Genomic DNA, 15,491 nt, shown 5'->3' with positions numbered 1-15,491 from the left:
GGTGCACGGCCTCTTGGGGGTGCGGGCGTGGCGGACGGCGGACCGGTCGAGCACGGTTATCCGCATCTGGAGACGGTACGGACGGCTGTCACGGCGCTGTACCGGCGGTTGTCGTACGACACCATCCACCAGTTCGCGACCAGTGTGCCTCCGGTGGACGTGGCGTTCTGCGACACCGACGATCTGCATCTGGGGGCGCAGCGGGTGGCCCGTGAGCTGGTGCGGCACTTCCGGTTGCCGGACGCCCGGATGATCGTCGCTTTCCGGGAGATGGAGCATGCGGCGAATGTCGAGCTCACGGCGGGTCCCGAGTACTTCGTGGAGCTGAACGACCGGTTCCGCGGGCATCGGCGGGACATCGGCGCGGCGCTGGCGCACGAGATCATGCACGTCTATCTGCATCGGGTGGGTCTGTCGTTCCCGGGGATGCGGGACAACGAGATCCTCACCGACACGGCGACGACGTATCTGGGGGCGGGCTGGCTGCTGCTGGACGCGTACCGGGAGGACGGGGCGTCCTCGCAGAAGCTGGGGTATCTGACGCCGGAGGAGTTCGGGTACGTGCTGGCGAAGCGGTCGCTGGTGTTCGGTGAGGATCCGTCGGTGTGGTTCACCAGCGCGCAGGCGTACACGGCGTACGGGCGGGGCATGGAGCGGGCGCTTCATGACGCGCGGCAGCCTCCGCTGACGGCGGCGGGCTGGGCGGGCCGGCGCCGCTACGCCCGCGATCGCCGGCACGCCCAGGACCACCGGTCCGCGGGGGCCCCGGACACCGCGTACGCCTTCGCTCCGGATCCGCCGGGGCCGCTGCGGGTGACGTTCCCGTGTCCGACCTGCCATCAGCGGATCCGGGTGCCGGTGCGGGGGCGGGTCCGGGCGCGGTGCGGACTGTGCCGCACGGTGCTGGAGTGCGACACTTAGCGGTGCGTACACCTACGCTCCGTACACGGCCCCGGGTGGCTCCGCCTCCGTCAGCAGTTTGCGTACGGCCGTCCCCGCCTCCGCCGGGTCCCAGCGTGCGCCCTTGTCGGCGGTGGGGCCGGCGCGCCAGCCGTCCATGACGGTGATCCGGCCGGCCTCCGCCTCGAAGACGCGGCCGGTGACGCCCTCGCTCGCGGCGGAGCCGAGCCAGACGACGAGGGGGGAGACGTTGTCGGGGGCCATGGCGTCGAAACCGGTTTCCGGGGCGGTCATGGTCTCGGCGAAGGTCCGTTCCGTCATCCGGGTGCGGGCGGCGGGTGCGATGGCGTTGGCCTGGACGCCGTAGCGGGCGAGTTCGGCGGCCGCGACCAGCGTGAGCGCGACGATCCCGGCCTTCGCGGCGCTGTAGTTGCCCTGCCCGACCGAGCCCAGCAGCCCGGCGCCGCTGCTGGTGTTGACGATCCGGGCGGCCGGTGCGCGGCCCGCCTTGGCCTCGGCGCGCCAGTGCGCGGCGGCGTGTTTCAGGGTGAGGAAGTGGCCCTTGAGGTGGACACGGACGACCGCGTCCCAGTCGTCCTCGTCCAGATTGACCAGCATCCGGTCGCGCAGGAAGCCGGCGTTGTTGACGAGGGTGTCGAGGCGGCCGTACGTCTGCAGGGCGGTCGCGACGAGGGACGCGGCGCCCTCGGGGGTGGCGATGTCCCCTCCGTGCGCGACGGCCTCGCCGCCGGCCGTACGGATCTCCTCGGCCACGCGGGCGGCCGGGCTGTCGGCGCCCGGGGTGCCGTCCAGCCCGACTCCCAGGTCGTTGACGACCAGGCGCGCGCCCTGCGCCGCGAAGGCGAGCGCGTGCGCGCGCCCGAGGCCGCGTCCCGCGCCGGTGACGACGACGACCCGCCCGTCGCAGATTCCGCTCATCTCACGTCTCCTTGTTGGCAGTTGCGGCGTCGAGGAAAGCGGGCCGCTCCCCTCCCCCGTGCACGAGCAGGCTCGCTCCGCTGATGTAGGCGGCCGCGTCGGAGGCGAGGAAGACGGCTGCGGCTCCGACGTCGGACGGTGTGGCCAGCCGGCCGAGCGGCACCGTGCGGGCGACGGCGTCGACGCCGTCCGCGCCGCCGTAGTGGAGGTGGGTCAGCTCGGTGTGGACCATGCCGACGACCAGGGTGTTCACGCGCACCTGCGGGGCCCACTCCACGGCCATGGACCGTGCGAGGTTCTCCAGCCCCGCCTTGGCCGCGCCGTAGGCGGCCGAGCCGGGCGAGGGGCGGCTGCCGCTGACGCTGCCGATCATCACGACCGAGCCCTGGGCGCGCTTGAGGTGGTCGTACGCGGCGAGGGACACGGTCAGGGGGGCGAGGAGGTTGAGTTCGATCACGCGCGCGTGCCGTTCGGCGTCGGCCTGCGCGAGGGGGCGGTAGGGGGCGCCGCCGGCGTTGTTGACGAGGACGTCGAGTCGGGGCAGTCCGGCGAAGAAGTGCCGTACGTCGTCGGCGTCGCGCACGTCCAACGGCACGAACTCGGTTTTCTCGACCGGGACTTCGGGCGGCCGGCGGGCGCAGACCACGACCTCGGCGCCCGCACGCGTGAGGGAGCGCGCGATCCCGGCGCCCACTCCGCGGGTGCCACCGGTGACGACGGCGACCTTCCCGTCCAGCTCCATTCGCTGCTACCTTTCAACCTAACAAACGTTTGGTGGAAAGGTAGCTGATGCTTCCATGGGTGTCTCCACCTCGTCCCCCGAAAAGGGGATTTCTCTTGTCACCGTTGACGTTCCGCCCGTCAACGCGCTGCCGGTGAGCGGCTGGTTCGCGCTGGCCGACGCGGTGCGCGCGGCGGGCCGTGATCCGGGGACGCGGTGTGTGGTGCTGGCGGCCGAGGGCCGCGGCTTCAACGCGGGCGTCGACATCAAGGAGATCCAGGCACACGGCCCGAGCGCGCTGATCGGCGCCAACCGCGGCTGCTACGAGGCGTTCGCCGCGGTGTACGAGTGCGAGGTGCCCGTGGTCGCGGCCGTGCACGGCCACTGCCTGGGCGGCGGCGTCGGACTCGTGGGCAACGCGGACGTGGTCGTGGCGAGCGAGGACGCCGTGTTCGGGCTGCCCGAGCTGGACCGGGGCGCCCTGGGCGCGGCCACCCACCTGGCCCGGCTGGTCCCCCAGCACCTCCTGCGCGCCCTGTACTACACCGCGCGCACGGTCACGGCGGCCGAGCTGCACGCGCACGGCTCGGTGTGGCGGGTGGTGCCGCGCGCGGAACTGCGCGCGGCCGCCCTGGTGTTGGCCGGCGAGATCGCCGCGAAGGACGGTGAGCTGCTGCGCCTGGCCAAGGCCGCTCTCAACGGCATCGACCCGGTCGATGTGCGCCGCAGCTACCGCTTCGAGCAGGGCTTCACCTACGAGGCGAGCGTCGGCGGGGTGGCCGACCGCGTCCGCGACACGTTCGGCAAGGAAGCCGACGAAGCCAAGGCAGGCAAGGAACGCAAGGACGGGCAAGGACAGGCAGGAGGGGGGCTCGGGTGAGTGACAAGACGATGACCGCCGAGGAGGTCGTGTCCCGGCTGCACAGCGGCATGACCCTCGGCATCGGCGGCTGGGGCTCGCGCCGCAAGCCGATGGCCCTGGTCAGGGCGCTGCTGCGGTCGCAGATCAGCGACCTCACGATCGTCTCGTACGGCGGTCCGGACGTCGGGATGCTCGCCGCGGCCGGGCGGATCCGCAAGCTGGTGGCCGCGTTCGTCACCCTCGACTCGATCCCCCTCGAACCTCACTACCGCGCGGCGCGCGAGCGTGGGGCCTTCGAACTGACGGAGGTCGACGAGGCGATGTTCATGTGGGGTCTGCGCGCGGCCGCGCACCGACTGCCGTTCCTGCCGGTGCGGGCGGGCCTCGGTTCGGACGTGATGCGGGTCAACCCGGGCCTGCGGACGGTGACGTCGCCGTACGAGGACCGGGAGACGTTCGTGGCCATGCCCGCCCTGCGGCTGGACGCGGCCCTGGTGCACGTCAACCGGGCCGACCGGCTGGGCAACGGGCAGTACCTGGGCCCGGACCCGTACTTCGACGACCTGTTCTGCGAGGCGGCGGACGCGGCCTATGTGTCGTGCGAGCGGATCGTCGACACGGCCGAGCTGACGAAGCAGGGGCCGCCGCAGTCGCTGCTGATCAAGCGGCACACGGTGACGGGGGTCGTGGAGGCGCCGAACGGGGCGCACTTCACGTCCTGCGCGCCCGACTACGGCCGCGACGAGGCGTTCCAGAAGCGGTACGCGAGCACGCCCTGGCCGGAGTTCGCGGCCCGCCATCTGGCCGGGGACGAACAGGCGTACCAGTCGACGGCCGGGGAGGACGCATGACCACGCGTGCCGAGTACTGCGTGATCGCCTGTGCCGAGGCCTGGCGCGGCGCGGGCGAGATCCTGGCCGCCCCGATGGGCCTGATCCCGTCCGTGGGCGCCCGGCTGGCCCGGCTCACGTTCGCGCCGGACCTGCTCCTCACCGACGGCGAGGCGATGATCGTCCGCCCCGACGGCAGCGTCGAGGGCTGGCTGCCGTACCGGCAGCATCTGGCCCTCGTCACCGGGGGGCGGCGGCACGTGATGATGGGCGCGAGCCAGCTCGACCGCTACGGCAACCAGAACATCTCCTGCATCGGCGACTGGGCGAAGCCGAAGCGGCAGCTGCTGGGGGTGCGGGGCGCGCCGGTCAACACCCTCAACAACCCGACGAGTTACTGGATCCCGAGGCACTCCCGGCGAGTCTTCGTCGAGCGGGTCGACATGGTGTGCGGGGTCGGCTACGACCGTGCGGCCGGCGCGCGCCATCACCGCATTCCGCGGGTCGTCTCCGACCTCGGTGTCTTCGACTTCGCCACCCCCGACCACCGCATGCGGCTGGCCTCGCTGCATCCCGGGGTGAGCGTCGGGCAGGTCCGGGAGGCGACGGGCTTCGACCTGGTGGTCCCGGACGAGGTGCCGTACACCCGTGAACCGACGGCACAGGAGCTGCGGTTGATCCGTGAGGTGCTCGATCCGGGGGCCGCCCGCGCGCGGGAGGTCGCCGCCTGATGGAGACGGCGCTCACCCGGCTGGTCGGGGTCCGCCACCCGATCGTGCAGACCGGGATGGGGTGGGTGGCGGGACCGCGCCTGGTGTCGGCTACGGCGAACGCGGGGGCGCTGGGCGTCCTGGGCTCGGCGACGATGACGGTCGACGGGCTGCGGGAGGCCGTACAGGAGGTCAGATCCCGCACCGACGCCCCGTTCGGGGTCAATCTGCGCGCGGACGCGGCGGACGCCGGCGACCGGGTGCGGATCATCGTCGACGAGGGGGTGCGGGTCGCGTCCTTCGCGCTGGCCCCCTCCCCCGAGCTGATCGCCGAGCTCAAGGAGGCGGGGGTCGTCGTGATCCCCTCGGTCGGCGCCCGCCGGCACGCCGAGAAGGTCGCCGCGTGGGGGGCGGACGCGGTGGTCGTGCAGGGCGGCGAGGGCGGCGGACACACCGGCGACGTGGCGACGACGGTGCTGCTGCCGCAGGTGGTGGACGCGGTGGACATCCCGGTCGTGGCGGCGGGCGGCTTCTTCGACGGGCGGGGGCTGGTGGCGGCGCTGGCGTACGGGGCGGCGGGCGTGGCGATGGGGACGCGGTTCCTGCTGACGTCGGACTCGACGGTGCCGGACGCGGTGAAGGCCCGCTATCTGGCGGCGACCGTCAGGGACGTGACGGTGACACGGGCGGTCGACGGCCTGCCGCATCGCATGCTGCGCACGGACCTGGTGGCCTCGCTGGAGCACTCCTTGCGCGCGAGAGCCCTGGTGCACGCGGTCCGGCGGGCGGCCGGCTTCCGGAGGCTGTCAGGGCTGACCTGGCGTCAGCTGGTCCACGACGGGCTGGCGATGCGGCACGGCAGGGACCTGACGTGGAGCCAGGTGCTGCTCGCGGCGAACACCCCGATGCTGCTCAGATCCGCGATGGTGGAGGGCCGTACGGACCTGGGGGTGATGGCGTCGGGGCAGGTCGCCGGGGTGATCGACGACCTGCCGTCGTGCGCGGAGCTGGTGGAACGGATCATGAAGGAGGCGGAACAGGTCCGGGAGCGGCTCACGCCCCCACGATGACCGTGAGAGCCTCTCCGTGACCGTCAGAACCTCTCGGTGACTGTCAGAACCTCTCGGTGACCGTCAGAGCCTCTCGATGACCGTCACGTTCGCCTGGCCCCCGCCCTCGCACATGGTCTGGAGACCGAAGCGGCCGCCTGTGCGCTCCAGTTCGTGCAGCAGGGTCGTCATCAGCTTCGCGCCGGTCGCGCCGAGGGGGTGGCCGAGGGCGATCGCGCCGCCGTTGACGTTGACCTTCTCCGGGTCCGCGCCGGTCTCCTTCAGCCAGGCCAGGACGACTGGCGCGAACGCCTCGTTGATCTCGACGAGGTCGATGTCGTGGATCGACAGGCCGGTCTTCTTCAGGGCGTGTGCGGTGGCCGGGATCGGAGCCGTCAGCATGCGGATGGGGTCCTCGCCGCGCGCGGAGAGGTGATGCACACGCGCGCGGGGCGTCAGCCCGTGCTCCCGTACCGCCTGCTCCGAGGCCAGCAGCAGGGCCGCCGCGCCGTCGGAGACCTGGGAGGAGCAGGCGGCGGTGACGGTGCCGCCGTCGATGACGGGCTTCAGGGCGGCCATCTTCTCCAGGGAGGTGTCCCGGCGCGGTCCCTCGTCGGCGAGGACGTCCCCGTAGGCCACGGTCTCCCGCGCGAACCGGCCCTCGTCGAGCGCGCGCACCGCCCGCCGGTGCGAGCGCAGCGCGAACTCCTCCTGGTCCTGCCGGCTGATGCCCCACTTGGCGGCGATCATCTCGGCGCCGGCGAACTGGTTGACGGGCCGGTTCCCGTACCGCGCGCGCCAGCCCTCGCTGCCCGCGAAGGGGCCCTGGGTGAAGCCGAGGGGCTCGGCGGCCTGCCGGGTGGCGTAGGCGATCGGGATCTGCGACATGTTCTGCACGCCGCCCGCGACCACCAGGTCCTGCGTCCCGGACAGCACGCCCTGCGCGGCGAAGTGCACGGCCTGCTGTGAGGAGCCGCACTGCCGGTCCACGGTCACGCCCGGCACCTCCTCGGGCAGCCCGGCGGCCAGCCAGCAGGTCCGCGCGATGTCCCCGGCCTGCGGCCCGACCGCGTCCAGGCAGCCGAAGACCACGTCCTCCACGGCCGCCGGGTCGATGCCCGCGCGGGCGACCAGTTCCTTGAGCACATGGGCGCCGAGGTCCGCCGGATGCACGCCGGCGAGTCCTCCCCCGCGCCGCCCGACGGGCGTGCGGACCGCTTCGACGATGTAGGCCTCGGCCATGGCGACTCCCTCGCTGGAACCGGAAAGGGCGGTTGAATCGGCTATTCACGTACGGCGATCCCGTCCAGCACCATCGACAGGTACTGCCGGGCGATCTCCTCGGGGCTGTGCTGCCCGCCGGGCCGGTACCAGGACGCGGCGACCCACACCGTGTCGCGGACGAACCGGTAGGCGAGCCGGACGTCGAGGTCGGCACGGAAGGCCTGCTCGGCGACCCCGCGCTCCAGCGTGGACAGCCACGCCTTCTCGAACCGGCTCTGTGAGTCGGCGAGGAACGCGAACCGTTCCTGCGCCACGAGCTGTCTGCTCTCCTTCTGGTAGATCGCGACGGCGGCGCGGTGCCGGTCGATCTCCCGGAACGACTCGGTGACCAGGGCTTCCAGGGTCTGGCGGGGGCCGAGGCGGGCGGCGAGCACGGCGTCGTAGCCGCCCCACAGCTCGTCGAGGAAGGTGCGCAGGATCTCCTCCAGCATCGACTCCTTGGAGTCGAAGTGGTAGTAGAGGCTGCCCGCGAGCATGCCCGCGTGATCCGCGATCTTGCGCACGGTGGTGGCGTTGTAGCCCTGCTCGGCGAAGACCTCGGCGGCGGTGTCGAGGAGTTCGGCGCGGCGCGCGGGCGCGGCGGTCACCTGGGGCTTCTTCTTCGTAGGAGGCACGGGTCCATTGTCGTCCTAGGCGTGCTGGCTGCTGACGGGGACGACCTCGCCCGTCATGTACGAGGAGTAGCCCGACGCGAGGAACACGATCACGTTGGCCACCTCCCAGGGCTCGGCGTACCGCCCGAAGGCCTCGCGTCGCGTCAGTTCCTCCAACAGGTCGGGCGAGGTCGCCTTCACCAGGTGCGGGTGCATGGCGAGGCTGGGCGCCACGGCGTTGACGCGGATGCCGTACGGGGCCGCCTCGATCGCCGAGCACCGGGTCAGTGCCATCACGCCGGCCTTCGCGGCGGCGTAGTGCGCCTGTCCGGCCTGGGCGCGCCAGCCGATGACGGAGGCGTTGTTGACGATGACGCCCCCGCCGGTCCCGCGCATCAGCCGCAAGGCCGCCCGCGTGCAGCGGAACGTGCCGTTCAGCGTCACGTCGAGCACCCGGGACCACTGTTCGTCGCTCATGTCGACGAGGTCCGAAGTGCCGCCCAGACCGGCGTTGTTCACGACGATGTCGAGGCGGCCGTGCAGCCGTACGGCGGTGTCGAAGAGGGCCTGTACCTGGCTTTCGTCGGTGACGTCACAGGGGAGAGCCGCCACCGCTCCCTCGAACTCCCCGGCCAGCCGGGCCTCGTGCTCCTTGAGCCGGCGCGCGTGCGCGTCGCTGATCAGCACGCGCGCGCCCTCCTCCAGGAAGCGGCGCGCGGTGGCCCCGCCGATCCCGGCGCCCGCGGCGGCCGTGATGACGGCGGTGCGCCCGCTGAGCAGCCCGTGCCCGGGTTCGTACGCCGGGCTCTCGACGCCTGTCATAGGCCCACGCTAACCTACCAAACACTTGTTAGGGAAGGAGTGTCGCATGGATCTCGACCTCACGCCCGCCGAGGAAGCGTTCCGCGCCGAGGCCCGCGACTGGCTGCACGCGCATGTGCCGTCCGCTCCGCTCCCCTCGCTGGAGACCGGGGAGGGCTTCGCGGCGCACCGCGCGTGGGAGGCCGAACTGGCCGCGGACCGCTGGTCGGCGGTGAACTGGCCCGCACGCTACGGCGGGCGGGACGCCGGGCTGATCCGCTGGCTGGTCTTCGAGGAGGAGTACTACGCGGCGGGCGCGCCGGGCCGGGTCGGCCAGAACGGCGTCAGTCTGCTCGCGCCGACCCTCTTCGACCACGGCACGGAGGAACAACGCGCGCGCGTGCTGCCGCCGATGGCGACCGGCGAGGTGGTCTGGGCGCAGGCGTGGTCGGAGCCGGAGGCGGGCTCGGACCTGGCCTCGCTGCGCTCCCGGGCGGTCCGCGCGGACGGCGGCTGGCGGTTGAGCGGCCTGAAGACGTGGTCGTCGCGGGCGGCCTTCGCCGACCGCGCGTTCGGCCTGTTCCGCAGCGACCCGGCGGCCCCCCGTCCCCACCAGGGCCTGACGTACGTGATGTTCGACCTGCGTGCGCCCGGCGTCACGGTCCGTCCGATCGGCCGCCTCGACGGAAAGCCGGCGTTCGCCGAGCTGTTCCTGGACGAGGTGTTCGTGCCGGACGAGGACGTGATCGGAGCGCCCGGCGAGGGCTGGCGGGTGGCCATGTCCACGGCGGGCAACGAGCGGGGGCTGACGCTCCGCTCCCCCGGCCGCTTCCTCGCCGCCGCGGACCGCCTCCACCGTCTCTGGCTGGACAGGGGCCGTCCCGCCTGGGCCCAGGAACGGGTCGCCGACGCGCTGGCCGGCGCCCGCGCCTACCAGCTCTTCGCCTACGCGGCCGCGTCCCGCTTCCTGGACGGCGAGTCGATCGGCCCGGAGTCCAGCCTGAACAAGGTCTTCTGGTCCGAGTACGACATCGCGCTGCAGGAGACGGCCCTCGACCTGCTGGGCGAGGAGGGCGAGTCGGCGGACTCCGCCTGGACCGAGGCCTATGTGTTCGCCCTCGCCGGACCCGTCTACGCCGGCACGAACGAGATCCAGCGCGACATCATCGCCGAGCGTCTGCTCGGCCTGCCGAAGGGCCGCCGCTGATGCGTTTCCTCCTGGACACCGAACAGCGGGCGTTCGCCGACTCGCTCCACGCCATGCTGACGGCCGCCGCGACGCCCTCGGTCGTACGGGACTGGAGCCGGGGCGAGCAGGCGAGCGGGCGGGCCCTGTGGGCGCGGATCGCCGAGGCCGGCGTCTTCGCCCTGGCGATCCCGGAGGCGCACCAGGGGCTGGGGCTCCGGCCGGTCGAACTGGCCGTCGCCTTCGTGGAGTTGGGGCGGCACGCGGTGCCGGGTCCGCTGGTGGAGACGGTGGCCGCGGCGGCCCTGCTGCCCGATCCGGGCCCCGCCGAGCGGTTCCTCCCGGCGCTGGCCGCGGGCGAGTCGATGGCGACGGTGGGGCACGAGGGGGCGTATGCGCTGGACGGTGACGCGGCGGCCGTGCATCTGGCCCTGGGCGCCGACGGCCTCCGGCTCGCACCCGGGCACGACGGCACGGTCCGTCCGTCGCTCGACCCCGCCCGCCGTCTGACCCGCCTGCTGCCAGGCGGTGAGCTCCTGGCCGCGGACCCGCCCGTGCGGCGCGCCCTGCGCTGGGCCCGCCTCGCCACCGCGGCGCAGGCCCTGGGCGTGGGCCTCGCGCTGCTGGAGCGGACCGTGGCCCATGTGGGGCAGCGCGTGCAGTTCGGGGCGCCCATAGGCTCGTTCCAGGCGGTCAAGCACCGGCTGGCGGACGCGAAGATCGCGCTGGAGTTCGCCCGGCCCCTGGTCCTGGGCGCCGCCGTCACAATGGCGCCGGCGGATGTCGCCGCCGCGAAGGCGAGCGCCTGCGAGGCGGCGTACACGACCGCGCGCGCGGCACTCCAGCTGCACGGCGCGATCGGCTACACGGCGGAGTATGACCTGTCGCTCTGGCTCACCAAGGCCCGCGCCCTGCGCACGGCATGGGGCGCCCCGCAGGACTGCCGGGCGGAGATACTGAACGGCCGCGCCTAGCCTCAGCCGGTCACCTTGGCGATGAACCCGGCGAGGTTCGCGACGGTGCGCTCGATCTTCTCCTCCAGCGTGATCGTCTCGTGCAGTCGCGCCCCCACCCCCGCGTCTCGCTTGCCGCGCACATACAGCGAGCAGGCGAGGTCGCTGCAGATGTAGGCACCCACCGAGTTGCCCTGCTGACCGGCCCGGCCCGCCTTCGGCGCGACCATCAGCGAGACGCCCCCGGAGTGGGTGGTCAGGCACAGCGTGCACATGCTGCGTCGGGTCTGCCAGGAGCCGGAGGCGGAGGAACGCAGCGCCAGGGCCTTCAGCCGGCCGTCCAGCTCGACGGCGAGATAGGCCCGGTCGGGGGCCTGGGGATCCCGCCAGCCGAGGTAGTCCAGGTCGTCCCACGGCCGCTCGGCCAGGTCGCGCGGCACGGAAAGGCGCTTGGCCTCCCCCTTGGTGCAGTTCACGAACGCGGCACGGATCTCTTGCTCGGTCAACGGCTTCATAGACCCAGGCTAATTTGCCTAGGCCTCCTAGGCAAACACTTAAATGATGTCGGCAGATCGGCGCGGCACCTCAGGACATGGCAGGGTGGCCTCGGTGATCGAAACGGGAGGACGGCCATGGGGCGCGTAGGGCTGAGCACGGAACGCCTGGTCCGGGCGGGAGCGGAGCTGGCCGACGAGGTCGGCTTCGACCAGGTGACCGTCTCGGCGCTCGCGCGGCGCTTCGACGTGAAGGTCGCGAGCCTGTACTCGCACATGAAGAACTCCGACGACCTCAGGACCCGGATCGCCCTGCTCGCCCTGGAGGAACTCGCCGACCGGGGCGAACTAGCGCTGGCCGGCCGGGCCGGCAAGGACGCCCTGACGGCCCTGGCCGACGTCTACCGGGACTACGCCCGTGAGCACCCCGGCCGCTACGCCGCGGCCCAACTGCGACTCGACCCGCAGGCGGCGGCCGCGAGCGCGGGCGGGCGTCACGCCCGCATGACCCGGGCGATCCTGCGCGGCTACGACCTCACCGAGCCCGACCAGACGCACGCCGTGCGCCTGCTGGGCAGCGTCTTCCACGGCTACGTCAGCCTGGAACTCGGCGGCGGCTTCAGCCACAGCGCCCCCGACACCCAGGAGACCTGGACCCGGATCCTCGACGCCCTCGACGCCCTGCTGCGCACCTGGCCGCCCAAGGAATGACCGAGCAGGGGCCGGTCGACGGGTACGGCCGACTCAGTGCCCGTGCCCGTCCCCGTCGGTCAGTTCGCGGTACTCCTGCGGCGTCGGCTTCGGGATGTGGCTGTCGGCACCGAACATGGCCCGCGCCAGCCGCGCCCGCACCCGCTGGGACACCGTGACCGGCCGCCGCACGCCGTTGTGGTCGACGAGCGGCCCGATCTCGTACGGCGGGGCCTGCTCGTGCTGGGTGAGGGTGAACAGCCGGGCCCGGTCCAGGGGCTCGTGGACCTCCATGTACTCGCCGTGCGGGAGACGCTTGATGCGGCCGGTCTCACGGCCGTGCAGCACCTTGTCCCGGTCCTGGCGCTGCAGCCCGAGGCAGATCCGCTTGGTCACCATGAAGGCGACGACGGGCCCGACGAACACGGACACCCGCACGAACCAGGTGATCGAGTTGATGGACAGATGCAGATGCGTGGCCACGATGTCGTTGCCGCCTCCGATCAGCAGCACCACGTACAGGGTCAGCCAGGCCACGCCGAGGCCGGTGCGCACGGGCGCGTTGCGCGGCCGGTCGAGGATGTGGTGTTCCCGCTTGTCGCCGGTGATCCACGCCTCGACGAACGGGTAGAGGCCGATGGCGAGCAGGATCAACGGGAACAGCGAGAACGGGATGAGGACGCCCAGCTCCAGGGTGTGGCCCCAGGCGTTGATCTCCCATCCCGGCATCACCCGGATCAGCCCCTCGGAGAAGCCGAGATACCAGTCGGGCTGGGCGCCGGTCGTCACCAGGTCCGGCCGGTACGGTCCGAACGCCCACACGGGGTTGACGCTGGCGATCCCGCCCATCACCGCCAGCACGCCGAAGACCAGGAAGAAGAACCCGCCCGCCTTCGCCATGTAGACCGGCATGAACGGCATGCCGACCACGCTCCGCTGGTCGCGGCCCGGCCCCGGGTACTGGGTGTGCTTGTGGAAGAACACCAGGATGAGATGGGCGACGACGAGCCCCAGCATGATCCCGGGCAGCAGCAGGACATGGATCGGGAAGAACCGGGAGATGATGTCGTGGCCCGGAAACTCCCCGCCGAACAGGAAGAACGAGATGTACGTCCCGACGATCGGGATGGACAGGATCGCGCCGTCGGCGAACCGGACGCCGGTGCCGGAGAGCAGGTCGTCGGGGAGCGAGTAGCCGGTCAGGCCGGTGAGGATGCCGAGGAACAGCAGCAGCCAGCCGAACAGCCAGTTGACCTCGCGCGGCTTGCGGAACGCGCCGGTGAAGAACACCCGCATCATGTGCACGAGCATGCCGGTGACGAAGACCAGCGCCGCCCAGTGGTGGATCTGCCGGATCAGCAGCCCGCCGCGCACGTCGAAGCTGATGTGGAGCGTCGACTCGTACGCCTTGGTCATCGTGACGCCGTTGAGCGGGACGTACGAGCCGTGGTAGACGACCTCGGCGCTGCTCGGCTCGAAGAACAGGGTGAGGTAGACGCCGGTGAGGAGGAGGATCAGAAAGCTGTAGAGGCAGATCTCGCCCAGCATGAAGGACCAGTGGTCGGGGAACACCTTGCGCAGGTTGGCCTTCGCCAGCGCGTACAGTCCCAGCCGTCCGTCGGCCCAGTCGGCGAGCCTCTCGCCCTTGCCGGGCTCCCCCCTCGGCCTCGGACTCCCGCTGTCCGCAGCCTCGTTCACCGTTCGCAGGCCGTCACTCATACGTCGCCGCCTCCCCGTCGGACCAACATCAGAGTGGCACGAAGGGCCCGCCGAGCCAACGGTGCGGACAGGAGCCGGTGAGCGGCTACGGTCGTACGATCCCCGCTGCCCGGGCGGCCACCAGCCACTTCGGGAATTCGCCCACGAGCCGGTCGTACAGTTCCGCGTCCGTCACCTTCGCCGGATCCGAACCGGCGTGGAAGAACCCGGCGTTGTCGACCGCCCGCTTCCCCGGCACGGGCAGCTCGTCGAGCTTGCGCAGGAAGTCGAACTGCTTGCTGCCCCGGTCGCCGAAGCCGACGAACTGCCAGAACAGCGGCAGCTTCGACGCCTTGCACAGATAGCGTTCCGCGGCGAGCTTGTTGATGGGGCCGCCGTCGGTCTGGAAGACGACGAGCGCCGGGTACGTCGAGCCGCTGTCGAAATAGTGGTCGATGACGGCGTCCATGGCGAGGTGGTAGCTGGTCCTGCCCATGTGTCCGAGCCCGGCCACGATGCGGTCCACCCGCCCCCGGTGGTCGGCGAGGGCGATGTCGGTGACGGCGTCGACGTCGGTGGAGAAGAAGACCACCGGCACCCGGCCGTCGTCGTCGAGGTGCGCGGACAGCCCCAACACCCGGTCGGCGAGCGCCTGCACGCTGCCGTCCTGGTAGTACGGCTTCATCGACCCCGAGTAGTCGACGACGAGGTAGACGGCGGCCCGCTGCCCGTCGAGGCCGTGCTTGACGAGGGAAACCCCGGCGCTCTTGTACAGATCGACCAGCGCGGGGGCCGTCTCCTGCACCTTGGTGAGACTGATCGCGACCATGGCGCACAGCCTCCCACACCCACCTGGTTCGCCCTTTTGTTCATTCGGCCATGCATGAGTATGGAATGACAAGGAACGCGACATTCCGGCCTTAAAGTGTGCGGCATGAAACGTGCCGCCGCCCTGGTCTGCGCCGCCGTAGCGTCGACGGTGTACCTCCTCGCTCCCGCACAGCCCGCCCAGCCGACGCCCGGTGTCCTGGTCACCCCGCCGGGCCTCGCCGCCCCGGCGCAGAAGGAACTCGCCCAGCAGATCGTGGCCACCGCCGAGAACGGCACCCTCAACTGGCGCGCCGCATACGGCTATGTCGAGGACATCGGCGACGGCCAGGGCTACACGGCGGGCCTGATCGGCTTCTGCACCGGCACCCACGACCTGCTCACCCTCGTCGAGGACTACACCCGGGCGCATCCGGGCAACGCCCTCGCCCGCTACCTCCCGGCGCTGCGCCGGGTCGACGGCACCGCCTCGCACGCCGGTCTGGACCCGGGGTTCCCGGCGGCCTGGCGGGCGGAGTCGACGGTGCCCGCCTTCCGCGCGGCCCAGGACGCCGAGCGCGACCGTGTCTACTTCGACCCGGCGGTGCACCGCGGCCGGGCGGACGGCCTGGGCGCGCTGGGCCAGTTCATCTACTACGACGCGCTGGTCTTCCACGGCCCCGGCACGGGCCCGACCAGCTTCGACGGCATCCGCGCCCGTGCGATGCAGCAGGCCCGCACCCCCGCGCAGGGCGGCGACGAGGCCGTCTACCTCAACGCCTTCCTCGACGCCCGCCGCCGCGCCATGCTGACCCGGCACCCCGGCATCGACACCTCGCGCGTCGACACGACCCAGCGCCGCTTCCTCCACGAGGGCAACCTGGATCTGCGTCCGCCACTGCGGTGGCAGGTGTACGGGGAGACCTACCGGGTGCCCTGACTCGGGACATGCGGCGGCGCCTGCCCGGTCGTCC

General features: G+C 72.0%; 17 protein-coding genes. 9 read left to right on the top strand and 8 right to left on the bottom strand.

Translation table 11 applies throughout. From position 1 onward, the window contains the following. Positions 1–27: 27 nt before the first annotated feature. Positions 28–921: a hypothetical protein gene (locus B5557_RS33560; RefSeq protein WP_079662988.1), complete on the top strand. Its 894-nt coding sequence runs from the start codon at positions 28–30 to the stop codon at positions 919–921. Positions 922–933: 12 nt separating this feature from the next. Here B5557_RS33560 and B5557_RS33555 read toward each other — a convergent pair whose 3' ends face one another. After that, positions 934–1,839, bottom strand: a complete 906-nt coding sequence (locus B5557_RS33555; RefSeq protein WP_079662987.1) for an SDR family oxidoreductase — start codon at positions 1,837–1,839, stop codon at positions 934–936. A 1-nt stretch (position 1,840) separates the two neighbouring features. Continuing rightward, positions 1,841–2,581 carry an SDR family oxidoreductase gene (locus B5557_RS33550; protein WP_079662986.1) on the bottom strand — a complete coding sequence of 247 codons (741 nt, stop codon included), beginning with the start codon at positions 2,579–2,581 and terminating at the stop codon, positions 1,841–1,843. A gap of 55 nt (positions 2,582–2,636) precedes the next feature. Between B5557_RS33550 and B5557_RS33545 the strand changes: the two genes are divergently transcribed. The 4 genes from B5557_RS33545 to B5557_RS33530 are packed head-to-tail and all read left to right on the top strand — an operon-like array spanning position 2,637 to position 6,032. Beyond that, positions 2,637–3,440 (top strand): enoyl-CoA hydratase family protein, encoded by an 804-nt coding sequence (locus tag B5557_RS33545; protein WP_079662985.1) that lies wholly within the window; start codon positions 2,637–2,639, stop codon positions 3,438–3,440. Further along, positions 3,437–4,273 carry a CoA transferase subunit A gene (locus tag B5557_RS33540; RefSeq protein WP_079662984.1) on the top strand — a complete coding sequence of 279 codons (837 nt, stop codon included), beginning with the start codon at positions 3,437–3,439 and terminating at the stop codon, positions 4,271–4,273. Before B5557_RS33545 ends, B5557_RS33540 begins: the two co-directional genes overlap by 4 nt. Further along, a complete protein-coding gene (locus tag B5557_RS33535; RefSeq protein ID WP_079662983.1) occupies positions 4,270–4,983 on the top strand; it encodes a CoA-transferase subunit beta in 714 nt (237 codons plus the stop codon). Before B5557_RS33540 ends, B5557_RS33535 begins: the two co-directional genes overlap by 4 nt. Then, a complete protein-coding gene (locus B5557_RS33530) occupies positions 4,983–6,032 on the top strand; it encodes an NAD(P)H-dependent flavin oxidoreductase (RefSeq protein WP_079662982.1) in 1,050 nt (349 codons plus the stop codon). The genes B5557_RS33535 and B5557_RS33530 overlap by 1 nt, the downstream gene beginning before the upstream one ends. Positions 6,033–6,095: 63 nt before the next feature. On the opposite strand, the gene B5557_RS33525 is transcribed toward B5557_RS33530, so the two are convergent. The 3 genes from B5557_RS33525 to B5557_RS33515 are packed head-to-tail and all read right to left on the bottom strand — an operon-like array spanning position 6,096 to position 8,710. Beyond that, positions 6,096–7,253, bottom strand: coding sequence for an acetyl-CoA C-acetyltransferase (locus B5557_RS33525; protein WP_079662981.1), 1,158 nt, complete (start codon positions 7,251–7,253; stop codon positions 6,096–6,098). Between the two features lie 41 nt (positions 7,254–7,294). Continuing rightward, positions 7,295–7,909, bottom strand: coding sequence for a TetR/AcrR family transcriptional regulator (locus B5557_RS33520; RefSeq protein ID WP_079662980.1), 615 nt, complete (start codon positions 7,907–7,909; stop codon positions 7,295–7,297). 15 nt (positions 7,910–7,924) lie between these two features. After that, positions 7,925–8,710 carry an SDR family oxidoreductase gene (locus tag B5557_RS33515; protein ID WP_079662979.1) on the bottom strand — a complete coding sequence of 262 codons (786 nt, stop codon included), beginning with the start codon at positions 8,708–8,710 and terminating at the stop codon, positions 7,925–7,927. 46 nt (positions 8,711–8,756) lie between these two features. Between B5557_RS33515 and B5557_RS33510 the strand changes: the two genes are divergently transcribed. Both B5557_RS33510 and B5557_RS33505 read left to right on the top strand, forming a co-directional pair. Next, on the top strand, positions 8,757–9,896 hold the full coding sequence (locus B5557_RS33510; protein ID WP_079662978.1) for an acyl-CoA dehydrogenase family protein: 1,140 nt from the start codon (positions 8,757–8,759) through the stop codon (positions 9,894–9,896). Then, entirely contained in the window at positions 9,896–10,849 is a 954-nt protein-coding gene (locus B5557_RS33505; protein ID WP_079662977.1) for an acyl-CoA dehydrogenase family protein, read from the top strand. The genes B5557_RS33510 and B5557_RS33505 overlap by 1 nt, the downstream gene beginning before the upstream one ends. A gap of 2 nt (positions 10,850–10,851) precedes the next feature. Here the strand turns inward: B5557_RS33505 and B5557_RS33500 are convergent, their stop codons facing one another. Then, positions 10,852–11,343, bottom strand: coding sequence for an FBP domain-containing protein (locus B5557_RS33500; protein ID WP_079662976.1), 492 nt, complete (start codon positions 11,341–11,343; stop codon positions 10,852–10,854). Positions 11,344–11,460: 117 nt separating this feature from the next. On the opposite strand from B5557_RS33500, the gene B5557_RS33495 reads away from it, so the two are divergent. Continuing rightward, on the top strand, positions 11,461–12,033 hold the full coding sequence (locus B5557_RS33495) for a TetR/AcrR family transcriptional regulator (protein ID WP_079662975.1): 573 nt from the start codon (positions 11,461–11,463) through the stop codon (positions 12,031–12,033). 33 nt (positions 12,034–12,066) lie between these two features. Here the strand turns inward: B5557_RS33495 and qcrB are convergent, their stop codons facing one another. Continuing rightward, positions 12,067–13,731, bottom strand: a complete 1,665-nt coding sequence (gene qcrB / locus B5557_RS33490; RefSeq protein ID WP_079662974.1) for a cytochrome bc1 complex cytochrome b subunit — start codon at positions 13,729–13,731, stop codon at positions 12,067–12,069. A gap of 85 nt (positions 13,732–13,816) precedes the next feature. After that, positions 13,817–14,539 carry a vWA domain-containing protein gene (locus B5557_RS33485; protein ID WP_079662973.1) on the bottom strand — a complete coding sequence of 241 codons (723 nt, stop codon included), beginning with the start codon at positions 14,537–14,539 and terminating at the stop codon, positions 13,817–13,819. Between the two features lie 105 nt (positions 14,540–14,644). On the opposite strand from B5557_RS33485, the gene B5557_RS33480 reads away from it, so the two are divergent. After that, positions 14,645–15,457 carry a chitosanase gene (locus tag B5557_RS33480; protein WP_079662972.1) on the top strand — a complete coding sequence of 271 codons (813 nt, stop codon included), beginning with the start codon at positions 14,645–14,647 and terminating at the stop codon, positions 15,455–15,457. Positions 15,458–15,491: the final 34 nt, after the last annotated feature.

Source organism: Streptomyces sp. 3214.6, assembly GCF_900129855.1.
In the GTDB taxonomy this organism is placed as follows: Bacteria; Actinomycetota; Actinomycetes; order Streptomycetales; family Streptomycetaceae; genus Streptomyces; species Streptomyces soliscabiei.
The sequence above is the reverse complement of the archived record's forward strand: the minus strand, read 5'-3'. Positions and strand labels throughout refer to the sequence as shown.